Annotated in this window: 10 protein-coding genes and 1 other RNA gene; 9 read left to right on the top strand and 2 right to left on the bottom strand. The window is 35.7% G+C overall.

Going from position 1 to position 15,965, the window contains the following annotated elements; translation table 11 throughout:
• The coding region (locus Q7P22_RS08790; protein ID WP_303863268.1) for an argininosuccinate synthase domain-containing protein at window positions 1-193 on the bottom strand (193 nt) is incomplete at its 3' end.
• Between the two features lie 139 nt (window positions 194-332).
• On the opposite strand from Q7P22_RS08790, the gene argC reads away from it, so the two are divergent.
• The 6 genes from argC to carB all read left to right on the top strand — a co-directional run bounded on the left by argC (window position 333) and on the right by carB (window position 9,531).
• The gene (gene argC / locus Q7P22_RS08785) at window positions 333-1,373 is read left to right on the top strand and encodes an N-acetyl-gamma-glutamyl-phosphate reductase (protein WP_303863265.1); all 1,041 of its coding nucleotides are present in this window, start codon (window positions 333-335) and stop codon (window positions 1,371-1,373) included.
• A gap of 201 nt (window positions 1,374-1,574) precedes the next feature.
• Entirely contained in the window at window positions 1,575-2,795 is a 1,221-nt protein-coding gene (argJ, locus tag Q7P22_RS08780; protein ID WP_303863263.1) for a bifunctional ornithine acetyltransferase/N-acetylglutamate synthase, read from the top strand.
• Between the two features lie 71 nt (window positions 2,796-2,866).
• Window positions 2,867-3,727: an acetylglutamate kinase gene (argB, locus tag Q7P22_RS08775; RefSeq protein WP_303863261.1), complete on the top strand. Its 861-nt coding sequence runs from the start codon at window positions 2,867-2,869 to the stop codon at window positions 3,725-3,727.
• A gap of 359 nt (window positions 3,728-4,086) precedes the next feature.
• Complete coding sequence (locus Q7P22_RS08770; RefSeq protein ID WP_303863259.1) at window positions 4,087-5,277, top strand: acetylornithine transaminase; 1,191 nt, start codon at window positions 4,087-4,089, stop codon at window positions 5,275-5,277.
• Window positions 5,274-6,344 carry a carbamoyl phosphate synthase small subunit gene (locus Q7P22_RS08765; protein ID WP_303863256.1) on the top strand — a complete coding sequence of 357 codons (1,071 nt, stop codon included), beginning with the start codon at window positions 5,274-5,276 and terminating at the stop codon, window positions 6,342-6,344. The genes Q7P22_RS08770 and Q7P22_RS08765 overlap by 4 nt, the downstream gene beginning before the upstream one ends.
• On the top strand, window positions 6,337-9,531 hold the full coding sequence (carB, locus tag Q7P22_RS08760) for a carbamoyl-phosphate synthase large subunit (protein ID WP_303863253.1): 3,195 nt from the start codon (window positions 6,337-6,339) through the stop codon (window positions 9,529-9,531). The genes Q7P22_RS08765 and carB overlap by 8 nt, the downstream gene beginning before the upstream one ends.
• Before the next feature lie 201 nt (window positions 9,532-9,732).
• On the opposite strand, the gene typA is transcribed toward carB, so the two are convergent.
• Window positions 9,733-11,553 carry a translational GTPase TypA gene (gene typA, locus Q7P22_RS08755; protein WP_303863250.1) on the bottom strand — a complete coding sequence of 607 codons (1,821 nt, stop codon included), beginning with the start codon at window positions 11,551-11,553 and terminating at the stop codon, window positions 9,733-9,735.
• A gap of 388 nt (window positions 11,554-11,941) precedes the next feature.
• On the opposite strand from typA, the gene ssrS reads away from it, so the two are divergent.
• The 3 genes from ssrS to Q7P22_RS08740 all read left to right on the top strand — a co-directional run bounded on the left by ssrS (window position 11,942) and on the right by Q7P22_RS08740 (window position 15,496).
• A non-coding RNA gene (gene ssrS, locus Q7P22_RS08750) (6S RNA) lies at window positions 11,942-12,116 on the top strand.
• A 205-nt stretch (window positions 12,117-12,321) separates the two neighbouring features.
• Complete coding sequence (locus Q7P22_RS08745; RefSeq protein ID WP_303863247.1) at window positions 12,322-13,230, top strand: RluA family pseudouridine synthase; 909 nt, start codon at window positions 12,322-12,324, stop codon at window positions 13,228-13,230.
• 52 nt (window positions 13,231-13,282) lie between these two features.
• Window positions 13,283-15,496, top strand: coding sequence for a transglycosylase domain-containing protein (locus Q7P22_RS08740; protein ID WP_303863244.1), 2,214 nt, complete (start codon window positions 13,283-13,285; stop codon window positions 15,494-15,496).
• Window positions 15,497-15,965: the final 469 nt, after the last annotated feature.

Here is a 15,965-nt window from a genome sequence, read left to right as displayed (position 1 = left end):
CTGTCACATCGTCAATGTACAATTTGCTTGCTCCAGAAGAAAGAGCTCTTTCTTCGAGACCGTCAATTTCTTGCCCTTGTCCTACGTCTATACAAACACAGATTACATCATAATCATAGTTTTCTTTTAACCAAGGTATAATAGTTGTTGTATCTAATCCTCCGGAATAAGCTAGGATTACTTTTTCTTTCATTGTTTTTCCCTCCAAAAATAAATTCAAATAAGTATTGAATAATTATACATCAATGATGTATAATATGCAATAACAATAATGCAAATTTATGCAAATCATGTTAAAATAGATTCATTAAAAATAAAAGAAGGTGTTCCTAATGATTAAAGTGGCAGTTGTTGGTGCTTCAGGTTATGCAGGTCAAGAGTTAATAAGGCTATTATATCAGCATCCCAATGTAGATGTAAGTACAATTACTTCTAGAAGCAATATTAATGAAAGATACGATAATTCCTATGGGAATTACATAAAAATAAGCGATTTGATTTTTTCTGAAAATGATATGGAGAAACTCAGCGAAGAAGTAGATGTGATTTTTTTAGCTTTACCTCATGGTGTAGCATCTAATGTAGTGACGGAAGAACTCTTAAATAAAGTAAAAGTCATCGATTTAGGTGCGGACTTTAGGATTAGAGATGTGGAGGTATACGAAAGTTGGTATACGAAACACGGAAGTGTACCATTGTTAGAAAAAGCAGTATACGGGTTATGCGAATTAAACAGAGAGGAAATTGTAAATACAAATATAATAGCCAATCCAGGTTGTTATACTACTTGCAGCATATTGTCCCTAGCACCTTTAATGGATAAAAGTTATATAGATAAGAAGTCTATCGTCATCGATGCAAAATCTGGTGTAACTGGTGCAGGTAGAGGTTTAGATCTTTCTACTCACTATACGGAAGCAAATGAGTCCATAAAAGCGTATAAAGTAGCTTCACATAGACATACGCCAGAAATTGAAGAACAATTATCTAACATTGCAAGAGAAGATATTAAGCTCCTCTTCACTCCACATCTCGTCCCTATGAATAGAGGGATTTTAGCCACTTCCTATGTGAGATTAAAGGAAGAAAAGAGCATTGATGAAATCTACTCAGTATACGAGGAATTCTATAAAGACAAATATTTTGTAAGATTATTGCCCAAGGGCAAAAACCCAGAGACGAGATGGGTTAAGGGATCAAACTATTGCGATATTGGTTTAAATATAGATAATAGGACAAATACTATAATTATTATCGGAGCGATAGACAATCTAGTAAAAGGTGCTGCCGGCCAAGCCGTACAGAATATGAATCTTTTATTTGGCTGGGAGGAAAAGACGGGATTGGATTATGTGCCAATGTTTCCGATTTAAAATAGGAAAGCAGAATACGGAAAGCGGAACTTGTAAAGTAAGGATGTTGAAAGGTTGGACCACTACCTCGCCTGAAGGCGAGCGTTGTTTTGGCTTACCCCTTACCATCTTGTAGCCTTATTCGAAAATTACAATTCTACATTCAGGGAATGTATTGCTACAAGATGAAATCTACAATTAAAATGAAAGAAGTGTGAAAATATGAAAATAGTTGAAGGTGGTATTATTGCACCTAAAGGATTTAAAGCGGGAGGTAAGTTTATAGGTCTTAAAAAGGCGAGAAAGGATTTAGCTATTTTGGTCAGCGACGCTCCCTGTAGTCTAGCAGCAGCGTTTACTACCAACAAAGTAAAAGCAGCTCCTGTTTTATGGAATCATGATATTTACAAAAATCATTCTACTATAAAGGCATTGGTGGTAAATAGTGGAAATGCCAACTCTTGTACAGGTAAAAAGGGTGTAGAAGATGCCCAAACCATGGCTCAAACTATGGCTAATTTAATAGGGGTTAATGAAAAAGAAATTTTAGTAGCGTCTACAGGGGTCATTGGCGTCTCTATGCCTATTGAAAAAATCGTCAAAGGAATTAGAGAGCTATACCCTGAAGTAGATAATGACGTCTTATCTGGAGTCCATGCTGCAGAGGCTATTATGACCACCGATACAGTTATCAAAACAATCTCCGTTAAAGTTGAAATCGGAGGAAAAGAAGTACACATTGGTGGTATGGCTAAAGGGTCTGGGATGATTCATCCTAATATGGCGACGATGCTCTCTTTTATAACTACAGATGTAAACATTGACCAAGGGTTGTTTAGAGATGCCTTAAAAGAAATTACTCAAGACACCTACAATATGATCTCTGTTGATGGGGATACAAGTACCAATGATATGGTTATGGCAATGTCCAATGGCATGGCAGATAATCCGAAAATAAATGAAAAAAATCAAGATTATGAAGTTTTTTACGAAGCCTTCTTATATGTGAATAAGCACTTAGCTCAATCTATTGTAAAAGATGGAGAAGGGGCAAGTAAATTTATTGAAGTAACAGTAACTGGAGCAAAGAGTAAAGAAGATGCGAAGGCAGTAGTCAAATCCATTCTAACTTCTAATTTAGTAAAAACAGCTATGTTTGGAGAAGATGCAAACTGGGGTCGTGTTATTTGCGCAGCAGGCTATTCGGGAGCAGATTTTGATCCCGATAAATCTACCTTATACTTTATGAGCGGTGGAGAAAAAATATTGCTTACAGAAAAGGGATTACCTGTAAGTTTTGATGAAAATAAAGCTTTTCATATTCTAAAAAACAATGAAATACAAATTCTTCTAGAGCTAAATGAAGGGCAATACGCTGCTACAGGTTGGGGCTGTGATTTAAGCTATGAATATGTAAAGATAAATGGTGAATATAGATCATAACGCTGGTAGTAGAGAATGGTTTTTAGAAATAAAAATAATACAGTATAAACACAATAGATTAGGAGTTTAAAATGGATAAGTCGATTATAAGAGCTAAAACCTTGGTGGAAGCTCTCCCATATATTCAAAAATTTAATAATAAAATCATTGTCATAAAATATGGCGGAAGCGCCATGATTGATGAGGAGCTAAAGATGTCTGTTATTAAGGACATTAGTTTGATGAAATTAGTAGGAATCAAACCTGTGGTCGTCCATGGCGGAGGTAAAAAAATCAGTGAAATGTTAGTGAAAATTGGCAAAGAACCCAAATTTATTCAAGGTCTCCGAGTTACAGATGATGAAACTATGGAAATCGTTGAAATGGTACTCTCTGGCAATGTGAATAAAGAGATCGTCCAGTTGTTTGAAAAGCAAGGCATAAAATCAGTAGGTATTAGTGGAAAGGACGGAAGAAGTATTATTGCTAAGAAAAAACTTCTAGATGGCGTAGATATCGGTTGGGTAGGAGAAATTGACACCATTCAGACAGAGTTGATTACAGCAATAATTGAAAAGAACTTTATTCCTGTCATAGCGCCTATTGCTTGCGACGAAGACAATAACACCTATAATATCAACGCAGACTACGTAGCTGGAGCCATAGCTGCTGAATTAGGTGCAGAAAAATTGATTTATTTAACAGACGTAGAAGGGGTCTTAAGAGATGTAAAAGACAAGACCAGCCTCATATCAAAGATTAAAGTAGATGAAATACAGAAATACAAAGACGACAAAATTATACAAGGTGGGATGATTCCTAAAGTAGATTGCTGCGCAGAAAGCATCAAAAATGGAGTAGCTGGAGTACATATACTAGATGGGCGGGTCGAACACAGTATTCTATTAGAACTTTTTACAAATTCCGGTATAGGAACAATGTTAATGCCGTAAAAAGTGCCGAAGGCACTTTTTAGGCGGTAAGGTGGTCAAATATGCGACTTACGTCGCAATGAATAGTGAACAATGAACGAAGAACAATTAACAGTATAAAATCAAACAAGTAATCGCATATTTGTAATGTTCAATATTCATTTTTCATTGTTCAATTAATATAAATTCTTATAGTATGTGGTGTGTACTTAAATAGCTAGATTGGCGAGATCCTTCGCTAGCGTACTGGATGGCTCCTAACGGAGTCTAAAACTTTTCTCGGCTATAGGCGAGTTTTGCTTTTCCCGTCCAACTATAAATAGTTCAGCTTTCACCAAAAAAATATAAAGTATATATATGTAAACGAAAGGACGATTATTATGGAAAATAAAACCATTACAAAAGGTAACGAATATATTATGAGCTCTTATTCTCGTTTTCCACTAGTATTGGAAAAGGGCGAGGGAGTTTATTTGTATGATGATAAAGGAAAGAAGTACTTAGATTTTGTAGCTGGTATTGCTGTGAATTGCTTGGGGTATGCTCACCCCGCTTTTGTAAAGGCTATAACAGAACAACTTCAAAAGATGAACCATGTTTCCAATCTTTATTGGACGAAGCCACAGGTCGAAACAGCTGAATTGTTGGTAAAATACTCTGGGCTAGATCAAGTGTTTTTCTGCAATAGTGGAGCAGAAGCGGTAGAATCGGCATTAAAATTAAGTCGAATTTACAGCGAAAAAAACAAAGGACAGGATTGTTACGAGATCATCGGCATGAATAAATCTTTTCACGGCAGAACTATGGGGGCTCTTTCATTGACTGGTCAAGAGAAATATCATGCAAACTTAGCTCCTTTGCTCCCAACGGTAAAGAGAGTAGAGTTTAATAATCTTCAAGACTTAAAATCTCAAATTTCAGAGAGGACTTCTGCTATCATCTTAGAGCCTATTCAAGGAGAGGGTGGCATATATCCTGTAGATATTGATTACTTAAAACAAGTAAGAAAAATCTGTGATGAGCAAGATATTGTCTTAATCTTTGATGAAGTACAGACAGGAATTGGACGTACAGGTAGCTTATTTGCTTATCAAGAATTAGGTGTGGTGCCAGATATTGTCACTTTTGCAAAAGGTTTAGGAAACGGAATTCCTATAGGTGGTATTATTGCTAAAAAGAAATTCTCTAAAGAATTTACACCAGGTACTCATGCATCTACTTTTGGTGGAAACTCTATCTCTACTACTGCTGCAAAAGTAGTCTTGACAGAGATTATGGAAAATGGAGTATTAGAAAGTGTTAAAGAAAAAGGAAATCATTTGAAGAAATCCTTAGAAGAATTAAAAAATTCCTTTGACACTATAGTAGATATAAGGGGAATGGGTCTAATTCAAGGAATTGAAGTGACAGCACCTGTTGGAGTTATTGTTAATAAAGCCATGGAAAAGGGACTGCTCCTAGTATCTTCAGGAGCCAATGTAATTCGTTTTGTACCACCACTTATTATTACAATAGAACAAATTGACGAAGGTATAGCAATCCTAAAAAGCGTGCTGGGGGAAATAGAATGAAATCATTCATCTATTTAGAAGATGGAACAAAATTAGAAGGCAAAACTTTTGGCGTTAATAAAACGGTAGTGGGAGAATTGGTATTTAATACGGGAATGACAGGGTATGAGGAAGTCTTGACGGATCCTTCTTATAAGGAACAAGTAGTTATTATGACTTACCCATTAATAGGAAATTATGGCATTAATAAAAAAGACAAAGAATCATCAACAATTCATTTAAAAGCATTTATTGTAAGAGAGTATGCAAAAATACCAAACCACTACGAGAGCTATGAAACCCTTGATCAATTCTTAAAAGAGCATGATATTCCTGGAGTATATGATGTGGATACCCGAATGCTCACAAAAAAGGTTCGCGAAAAGGGCAGTATGAAATGCTTAATTACCTCAGAAGAGCTAAAGAATCCAGAGGCGTTATTACAAGATTATGAATTTCCTAAAGATGTAGTTAAAATAGTATCTCGAAAAAAGAAAGAGTGTTTTCCGGGAAGAGGAATAAAGGTAGGTATTTTAGATTTAGGACTAAAGGATGGAATTATAAATCATTTACAAAAAAGAAATTGCAGTATAAACATTTATCCTTATGACACAAAAAAAGAAGAGATTGTAGAGGATGGCATCGAGGTATTATTAATCTCTAATGGTCCAGGAGATCCCAAGAATTGCACTGAAGTCATTGAATTAGTAAAGCAGTTAACAGGTGTTATACCCATATGGGGGATTTGCTTAGGACATCAAATACTGGCATTAGCATTAGGTGGAGATACCTATAAAATGAAATTTGGTCATAGAGGAACAAATCACCCAGTGCAGGACATTACAACTGGAAAAATACTAATCTCTTCTCAAAATCATGGCTATGCAGTAGAGGAAAATTCGCTTCCTTCCTACGTAGAAAAAACCTACATGAACATTAATGATAATACATTAGAGGGGTTTGCATATCCTAAATTTTCTATAAAGGCTGTTCAATTTCATCCAGAAGAAGGACCTGGCTCTATTGACGGACATAGTATATTTGACGAATGGCTACATAATTTGAAAGCAGGTGAAGACTATGCCTAAGAGAACTGACATTAAAAAGGTTTTAGTAATCGGTTCTGGCCCTATTATTATTGGTCAAGCGGCTGAATTTGATTACGCAGGAACTCAAGCTTGTAAGGCTTTACGAGAAGAGGGAATGGAAGTAGTATTAGTCAATAGCAATCCTGCTACGATTATGACAGATGAAAATATTGCAGATCGGGTATATATAGAACCGATTAATTTAGAAGCGATTACTTATATTATTGATAAAGAAAGACCAGATGGCTTACTTGCTACTATTGGAGGGCAGACAGGGCTAAATATGGCAGTAGAACTAGAAAAAGCAGGTGTGCTAGACAAGTATAAGGTTCGATTGCTTGGAACATCTTTAGAAGCTATTGAAAAAGCAGAAGATCGTGAAAGCTTTAAAGCTTTAATGGAAGAAATAGGAGAGCCTATTCCTAGCAGTGAAATTATCTCTACTGTAGAAGACGGTGTGGCTTTTTCAAAAAAGATTGGATTTCCATTGATTATTCGACCTGCCTATACTTTAGGGGGTACAGGGGGAGGCATTGCCGAGAGCGAAGAAGAACTTCGTGAGATTGTTCATACGGGAATTATGTTTAGCCCTATTAATCAAGTCTTAATTGAACAAAGTGTGGCTGGATGGAAAGAGTTAGAGTACGAAGTCATGCGAGACAGCAACGACACTTGCATAATCATCTGCAATATGGAAAATATAGATCCTGTAGGAATACATACTGGAGATAGCATCGTTGTAGCTCCTTCTCAAACCCTAACAGATAATGAGTATCATATGCTTAGAGAATCTGCTCTTAAAATCATTCGAGCTTTAAAGATTGAAGGTGGGTGCAATATTCAATTTGCCCTAAACCCTAAGAGTAAAGAGTATATTGTCATTGAGGTTAACCCAAGAGTAAGTCGATCTTCAGCCCTAGCGTCAAAAGCGGCAGGCTATCCTATTGCAAAAATTGCCGCTAAGATAGCAGTTGGACTACAACTTCACGAAATTGACAACGCTGTAACAAAAAAGACAAAGGCTGCCTTTGAACCTACTTTAGATTATGTGGTTATTAAGATACCAAAATGGCCATTTGATAAGTTTGAGTATGCTAATCGGAAATTAGGTACCCAAATGAAGGCTACTGGAGAGGTGATGGCTATTGACCGTAACTTTGAAAGTTCTTTTCTAAAAGCAGTTATCTCATTAGAAGGCAATATTATTTCTATGAGAAAACAAGATTTAGAAAAATTAAGCAATAAAGAAGTAGAAGATTTATTTTATGTTGCAGATGACAGTCGAATCTTTACAATCTTTGAAGGTCTTCGAAGAGGTATCTCGATTGATAGAATTCACGAAATTACTGCAATAGATGAGTGGTTTTTAAACAAGTTTAATAACATCATCAATGTAGAAAAGGAAATGATGAACCAGCCATTAAATTACGAGTTACTTTATAAGGCTGAGAAATTAGGATTTACAGATAAGGAAATTGAAATTTTATCTGGTGAAAGCAGCAAGGTCATCGATGCCATTCGAAGAGCTCATCATTTATATCCGGTATATAAAATGGTTGATACTTGTGCTGGAGAGTTTGAATCTTCAACCCCTTACTATTATTCTACTTATGAAACAGAAGATGAAAATGTCATCAGCAAAAAAGAAAAAATCATCGTCATAGGATCAGGTCCAATTCGAATTGGTCAAGGAATCGAGTTTGATTACTGTTCTGTTCATGCAGCTTGGGCTATACAAAAATGTGGCTATGAGTCTATTATTATCAACAATAATCCTGAAACAGTCAGTACAGACTTTGATACAGCAGATAAATTATATTTTGAACCATTATTTATTGAGGATGTGTACAATGTCATTCGAAGGGAAATGCCCAAAGGTGTCATTGTTCAATTTGGTGGGCAAACATCATTAAACTTAGCTGAAAAGCTCATGAATCGGGGAGTTCAGATTCTGGGGACATCAGTTAATGCCATTGACGTAGCTGAAGACAGAGAACGCTTTGACCGATTGCTCCAAGAGTTGAATATTTTACGTCCAAGAGGAACAGCCGTTACAAGTAAAGAGGCAGGGATAGCAGCTGCAAAAGAAATAGGTTATCCTGTACTCGTCCGCCCATCTTACGTCATAGGGGGAAGGGCTATGCAAGTGGTTTATGATGAATCAGAACTCGTTAAGTACCTGAAAGAAGCAGCTCGAATTTCTACAGAACATCCTATACTTATTGATAAATATATTTTAGGTAAAGAAGTGGAAATTGATGCTATTAGCGATGGAACGGATATTTTAATACCTGGTATTATGGAGCATATCGAAAGAACAGGTGTCCATTCAGGAGATAGTTTTAGCGTATATCCTCCACAAAATATGAGTCCAGGTGTAGTAGAAAAAATTGTAGATTATACAAAGCAAATATCACGAGCCTTAAATGTAAAGGGCTTAGTTAATATTCAGTTTGCTATTCAAAATGAGGAAGTTTATATTATAGAAGTCAATCCTAGAGCATCTCGAACAGTGCCAATTATGAGCAAGGTAACAGGTGTGCCAATGATTGATTTAGCCATGAATGTTATTTTAGGAGATAAATTAGAAGATTTATCTTATGGAATTGGACTTAGGGAAGGTGGCAAATTAATTGCTGTAAAAGCCCCGGTATTCTCTTTTCAGAAGCTACTAGATGTAGACCCTGCTTTAACTCCTGAGATGAAATCTACAGGTGAAGTATTAGGGGTAGACCAAAAATATGAGCTGGCATTGTTAAAAGCATTTTTAGGTGCTGGATATAAGTTTGATTTAAAAGGTAAGGTTCTCTTTACAATTAATGAAAGAGATCTAGCAGAAAGCATAGAATATGGAAAAGAATTTAAAACTTTAGGTTATGATATTCTCGCTACAGACCATACTTATAAGTATTTTAAAGACAATGGTTTAGAATCAGAGATTATAAATAAATCTCAGATAGAAGAAATTAAGGGGCAAATCAAGAGTGGGGAAATCTGCGCAGTTGTCAATACGCCAACAATAGGAAAAGACCCAGATAGAATAGGATTCCAAATTCGTTCTTACTGCCAAATGTTAAATGTACCGTGTTTTACGAGCTTTGACACCGTAAATGCGTATATTATAGCATTAAAGGCATTAATGGAAAATAAGGATATTACTTACGATACTATAGGGGAATACCTCTAAGTTGTAAGTTGTAAGATCTACGTTCTATGTAAAAGCCCTTAGGTATTCTTTTGGGGAAAAACAAAACAGCCCCATAAGGGGCTCAAATAATAAGTAGAAGGTGGGCTACATTTAAATGTGGCTCACCTTCTTTATCATTGTGGTCACCATCGGTGGACATATCTTTTACTTAGAACTTAAAACATACAACTTAGAACTGAGCTATGCTCTTTGTGAATGATTTCTATATCTCTTTCGTTCCAGTTCCGTCAATAATTTCTTTCGAATACGAATGGCATCTGGAGTGATTTCTACTAGTTCGTCGTCGTTGATGAATACGAGTGCTTCTTCTAAACTCATGATTTTCGCTGGTGCTAATTTTATAGCATCATCTGAGCCAGAGGCACGGACATTTGTTTGTTTTTTTGCTTTTGTTGGGTTTACAGTCATATCATCGTTTCTAGAGTTTAAGCCGATAACCATGCCTTCGTATACTTTAGTACCTGGTTCAATGAAGAGCTCTGCTCTTTCGGCAAGATTGTTTAAGGCATACCCCATAGCTTCTCCGTCAAATTGAGAAATCAGTACTCCATTTGTTCTTTGTGGAATATCACCTTTATACTCTTCAAATCGCTCAAATCTTCTTACTAATGTTCCTTCACCTCTGGTGTCATTGATGAATTCACTAGCATAGCCAAGTAAGCCTCTTGTAGGCACGAGATATTCGATGTCTGTGTATTCTCCTTCACCAGACATAGATTCCATTACACCTTTTCGTACATTCAACTTTGAAATAACGGTGCCGGAATATTGTTGAGGAACAGAGATTATTACCTTTTCAATAGGCTCTAATAATTTGCCATTTTCTCTTCGCATGATAACTTCAGGCTTAGAGGCACTTAATTCATAGCTTTCTCTTCTCATGTTTTCCATTAAAATGGATAAATGTAATTCGCCACGACCAGAAACCTTGTACCCATCTGTTCCCTCAATGGACTCTACCTTTAACCCTACATTGACCTCTAATTCTTTTTCTAATCTGGCTTTCAAATGCCTTGTAGTGACATATTTCCCGCTTTTCCCTGCAAATGGAGAGGAGTTAACTAGGAAGTTCATAGATAAAGTAGGCTCATCAATATGAATCATTTCCATGGGTTCGATCTTGTCAATTTGGCCAATGGTTTCACCAATAGTAATATCCGGTATACCAGATATTACTACGATATCGCCACATTCTGCCTCTTTTACGGAAGTTCGGCTCAGTCCTCTGTATACAAATACTTGATTTACTTTACCTTTACCAATAGTACCGTCAATTTTTGCGATATCTACAGTTTGTCCTTCCTTAATAACACCTTTATAAACTCGACCAATTCCTAATCTTCCTAAGTAATCGTCATAGGCAAGAGAGGATATTTGTAATTGGAGGTTGTCCTCTGTCAAGTCAGGGTAGGCATCTACGTGTTCTAAAATGGTCTCGAACAAAGGTATAAGTCCATTTGATTCATCATCCATTTCTCTTTTTACAATTCCCTGTTTGGCAATACCATATAGTATAGGGAAGTTTAGTTGTTCATCATTAGCATTTAGATCAACGAACAAATCAAAGACCATATCTACAACTTCTTCTGCACGTTGGTCTTGTTTATCTATTTTATTAATCAAGAGTATTGGCTTTAGACCCATTTCAAGAGATTTGTTTAATACAAAACGCGTTTGAGGCATGGGACCCTCACTTGAATCTACAAGAAGAATAACAGTATCTACTGTTTTGATGATTCGTTCAACTTCAGAAGAAAAATCTGCATGACCAGGAGTATCTACTATGTTTATTTTGATGTCATTGTACATAACAGAACAGTTCTTTGAATAAATTGTAATGCCTCTTTCTCTTTCTAAGTCGTTGCTATCCATAACACAATCTACGGTATCTTCATTATCTCTAAAAACACCGCTAGAGGATAAAAAAGCATCTACTAAAGTAGATTTTCCAGCATCAACATGGGCAATTACAGCAATATTTATTATTTTATTAGACTTCATTAATGTGCTCCTTTTTTTAAATTAACCTTATATAGTGTATACCCTAAGCAGCTTGATTACAAGTTTATTCTATTCAATAGTTGAATTTTTTTAAAAAAAATATAAAAAAATGGGAAATGAAGTAAGTATAGATACATATATATAGGTATACTTATCTATAGACAGCACTGATTTTGCTTACCATATGCGAGTAATGTCCGGTTTTTCTTGTCCCTATCAAGTTTGGCAAGGTATGTAGGGATTTTAAGGATTTAGAAGCCTGCAACCTATGATATTCTACCTTAACTACCTTATAAAAATCATAATAAATCTAATCTATTATGAAAATGTTAAGATTTGCTATTCATATTTTAGATATTTTGTTGTATAATAACAATGTAGAAACAATGAGTTCCTGAGATGTACGGCATACTCTAATATTTTGAACCTACAATTTTTTACCGGGAGTTCTTGTTCTTATGATAATGTCAAGCCCCCTTGAGGGGAAGACAGAGGCATAAGGCGGGACACCCACCTAGACTAGTCTAGGCGTCAAAATTTAGAGGACGGCATTTTGGGACTCAGCATTTAAGCACCTTAGGGTGCTTTTTTATTTTTTGTGTAAGGCAAAAATAAAAAAGCACAGTCGTCATGGATGATTGCTAGGCGCTAGTGCTCTAGGCATCTACGATAGTCATTAATGAATCCAAAGGGAATTCAGATAAGATAGGGACTAATCTTTTCTTTTTTCCTTTATTTGTGTATAATTCTTATAACTAAGGAGGAATTATGTCGAAATATAGTGAAAATTATCGTACTTATGTGTATACAGTAAAACTCCCCGTAAAAATTAGAGCTAGAGATTATCTTGTAGAATACTGTAACTACTCTTCTAGATTAGTTCGCAAGATTAAGAGAGAAGGAGAAATCTTAGTTAATGACCAAGAGGTTACCTTGTCTTATTTTATAACAAAAGGTGATAAGGTCATCGTTTACTTAGGCGAAGAGAATATTGATGCAGAGCCAGAAAATATTCCTATAACTATTGTTCATGAGGATGAGGACATACTGATTTTAAACAAAGAACCAGGTTTTGTAACTCACGCTACATTAGGTCATCCTAGGGGCAATTTAGCAAATGCCATTGCTTATCATTGGCAAAATATAGGTGTACAAGCTAAAATTAGATTTGTCAACCGACTAGATCGAGATACTTCAGGTATTATTGTCATTGCAAAAAATAAATTTGCTCACCAATTTATTCAAGATGAAATGAAAAAAAATAAAGTAGAAAAAATATATTGGGCTATTGTAGAAGGTGTTGTTCAAGCTGAAAAGGATACAATTGATGCAGCAATCGGAAGGTCATATGAAGATTCTATTGAGAGAGTAATCATGCAAGAAGGGCAGAGGGCTATTACCCATTACCAGGTTATAAAGAGATTTAAGAATCACACTTTGATTCTGTTGCAATTAGAAACAGGAAGAACCCATCAAATTCGAGTCCACGCAAAAGGTATAGGTCATCCAATAATTGGTGACAATCTGTATAATCCCCATTCTATGGAATGGATACAAAGACAAGCCCTTCATGCAAAGAGTATAAAATTTCTACATCCCAGGACGAGGGAAATGATGAGGTTTGAGGCGGAGTTGCCTAAAGATATAAGTGATTTAGTTGCAAGTGAAAAATTGTAAATAAGGTGGTTAAGGCTTTTGCTTACCATCTTATAAAAAGGAGGTGCGTGTAATGATAAAAAAATTAATCTTAGTGATTTCCATCATCTTAATAGCAATCTTTGTCGCTTTCGGATGTAGTTATTCTCCTGTAGATGTGCAAGGTTATGAGTATAAACCTAATCAGAAAACTCAATACATATCATCAGATGGGGAACTTATTGAAGAGGCATATAATCAAAATAGAACTTATGTGAAATTGCAGGATATGCCACAGGACCTTAAAGATGGAATTATTGCGGTAGAGGATTCTCGCTTTTATTCACACAAAGGCTATGATCTAATAGGAATAGTTAGGGCTCTTTTTACCAATGTGAAAGAAGGAGAAATAACTGAAGGAGCTAGTACCATTACACAGCAATTAGCTCGAAATCTATTTGAAGATATTACTACAGAACAGACCGTCATGAGAAAAGTAAATGAAGTGTTGGTAGCAAGGCAGTTAGAAAAAAAGTACAGTAAAGATCAGATTTTAGAGATGTATTTAAATGAAATCTACTTAGGTTCTGGGACATATGGCGTTCAAGAAGCTAGTATAAAATATTTTGGCAAGGATGTAAAAGATTTAGATTTGGCAGAAAGTGCTATGCTAGCTGGGCTCCCCCAAGCGCCAAGTGCTTATGCGCCTGATGAACATTTTGAGCTGGCAAAGAAAAGACAAGAAATCGTCCTGAGAAGAATGGTTTCAGGAGAATATATTACGGAAGAAGAAGCAAATAAAGCTAAGGAAGCGGAAATTACAATTGTCAGTGCAGAAGTGAATGATGAGGATAAAGTAGACGGTGAATACAGAACTTTTATCAATCAAGTAGTACTAGAATATGTTCGGATTTTACAAGAAAGATATCCTGATAGAGAGATTACGCGAGAAGACGCAAAGGAAAGCATACAAAATGATGGACTAACGATTCAAACAACTCTCGATAGTAGGGTGCAAGCACTAGGAGTAAAGTCCATAAATGACGGTCTCCGATCCAGTGGCTTGGACAAACTAGCAACAGGTGCACTTGTGACGGTGGATCATTCTACAGGTGCTGTACTAGCATACTATGGAGGAAACACCGAAATTGATATGGCAAGTAAGCCTAGATCGCCAGCTTCTGTTATTAAACCCTTTATCTACGCCAAGGCCTTTGATGAGGGGTTACTAACGCCAAATTCACTTATAAAAGACGAGTCTATTACTATTGCAGGTTATACTCCCCGAAATGTAGATAATAAATTTGTAGGTTATCTTACGGCCAGGGAGGCTATTGTAGATTCAAGAAATATACCAGCAATTAAAACCATGAATGCCATTGGCGCCAACAATGCCTTAGAATACATTAAAAAGTTTGGCATTACAACGATTGCTCAAAAAGATTACAATAATTTAGCTATCGCAACAGGTGGAATGACAAATGGAATTACACCAATAGAAATGACTCAAGCTTTTAGTGCCTTTTCTAATGAAGGTGTTATTAATGAAGTTTATTTTATAAAGTCTATAACGGATACCAATAAAAAGGTAATCTATGAAAGGCAAGCTAGTGAAGAAAATAATTGGCAGATGATGAAGCCAGAAACGGCTCGTGAGATGAAAGATATCCTCGTTGACGTTGTTGGGCGAGGAACAGGCACAAATGCAAGAACTTCATATATAACTGGTGGAAAGACAGGGACGAGCAATGAGAATAAAGACCTATGGTTTGTTGGATTTACTGGAAATATAACGACCTCTGTGTGGATAGGCAATGTAGACAATAAATCCTTATCTGGAAGCAGCAGTAGATCTGCACAAATTTATGGTGAGTATACGAACAAATTAATTAAGGGAAATCTAATTCAGAAAAATAGTTTAGAGCCCGTTGATAACCATAATGATACTACATCTATCTTTATATTGTCACCCGATACAAATTATACTCAAGGACAGAGCATTTCCATTGGACAAGTGATCTCAATTGTCGTTCCAGTGGATCAAGTAGGCTATTTTGAGGACAAAAGAGTATATCCAGTAGAAATCGATAAAGAAAGCGGCAAGCTATTTGTAGAAGATCATTGCCCCGTACAGAATAAAGAAACCAGATATTACCTGATGGGACAGGGACCAACACAGACTTGTGATTTAGATCACCTTTGGGATAAAATCGAAGATTTCTTCAATCCCGTTCCCAAAGAACCAGAAAATGCAGAGGAACTAAATCTAGAAACAGAATCTCCAAACAGAGATGCTGATGACGATTGAACATTTAGATTTTGATTCTAAGTAAAGATACAGGTATAATAATTTTGTAGTCACCAGCGTTTAATACTTTGGTGACTTTTATATTCAAAAAGAAGGTGATTATGAAAATTCTTTCTTTATCTCGCGTATAGGTGAGTTCTTTTCACTTTTTCCACTACTACTATCTGATTTAAGCTTTCAATCAATCTAGTGCATAAATATTAACAAGATGAAAAGAAATTAAGTGTATACAAAAACCAGGAATACGATTACAGTTGTTATATAAGTCACAAATTGGAGTCGTTTTAGAAAAAGATATTGACATTGATGATATTGCATTTTGTTTTTGCAAAATATAAATGTACATTTTTAAATGTTAGAAGATTCAGAAAATAATAATAATATCTTTCCATTTTGTTCATTAGAAAATAGTTCAATTATAAATTAAAAGATCTTATAAAGAGAATAACTTTAAACATAAAGTCTTTTA

Origin of the sequence: Alkalibaculum bacchi (assembly GCF_937875145.1) — a bacterium.
Taxonomy (GTDB): Bacteria; Bacillota; Clostridia; order Eubacteriales; family Alkalibacteraceae; genus Alkalibaculum; species Alkalibaculum bacchi_A.
The sequence above is the reverse complement of the archived record's forward strand: the minus strand, read 5'-3'. Positions and strand labels throughout refer to the sequence as shown.

Coding starts and splice junctions, on each gene's coding strand:
- Q7P22_RS08740 (WP_303863244.1), top strand. CDS start 13,283: ATGATAAAAAAATTAATCTTAGTGATTTCCATCATCTTAATAGCAATC.
- Q7P22_RS08745 (WP_303863247.1), top strand. CDS start 12,322: ATGTCGAAATATAGTGAAAATTATCGTACTTATGTGTATACAGTAAAA.
- typA (WP_303863250.1), bottom strand. CDS start 11,553: ATGAAGTCTAATAAAATAATAAATATTGCTGTAATTGCCCATGTTGAT.
- argC (WP_303863265.1), top strand. CDS start 333: ATGATTAAAGTGGCAGTTGTTGGTGCTTCAGGTTATGCAGGTCAAGAG.
- Q7P22_RS08765 (WP_303863256.1), top strand. CDS start 5,274: ATGAAATCATTCATCTATTTAGAAGATGGAACAAAATTAGAAGGCAAA.
- argJ (WP_303863263.1), top strand. CDS start 1,575: ATGAAAATAGTTGAAGGTGGTATTATTGCACCTAAAGGATTTAAAGCG.
- carB (WP_303863253.1), top strand. CDS start 6,337: ATGCCTAAGAGAACTGACATTAAAAAGGTTTTAGTAATCGGTTCTGGC.
- argB (WP_303863261.1), top strand. CDS start 2,867: ATGGATAAGTCGATTATAAGAGCTAAAACCTTGGTGGAAGCTCTCCCA.
- Q7P22_RS08770 (WP_303863259.1), top strand. CDS start 4,087: ATGGAAAATAAAACCATTACAAAAGGTAACGAATATATTATGAGCTCT.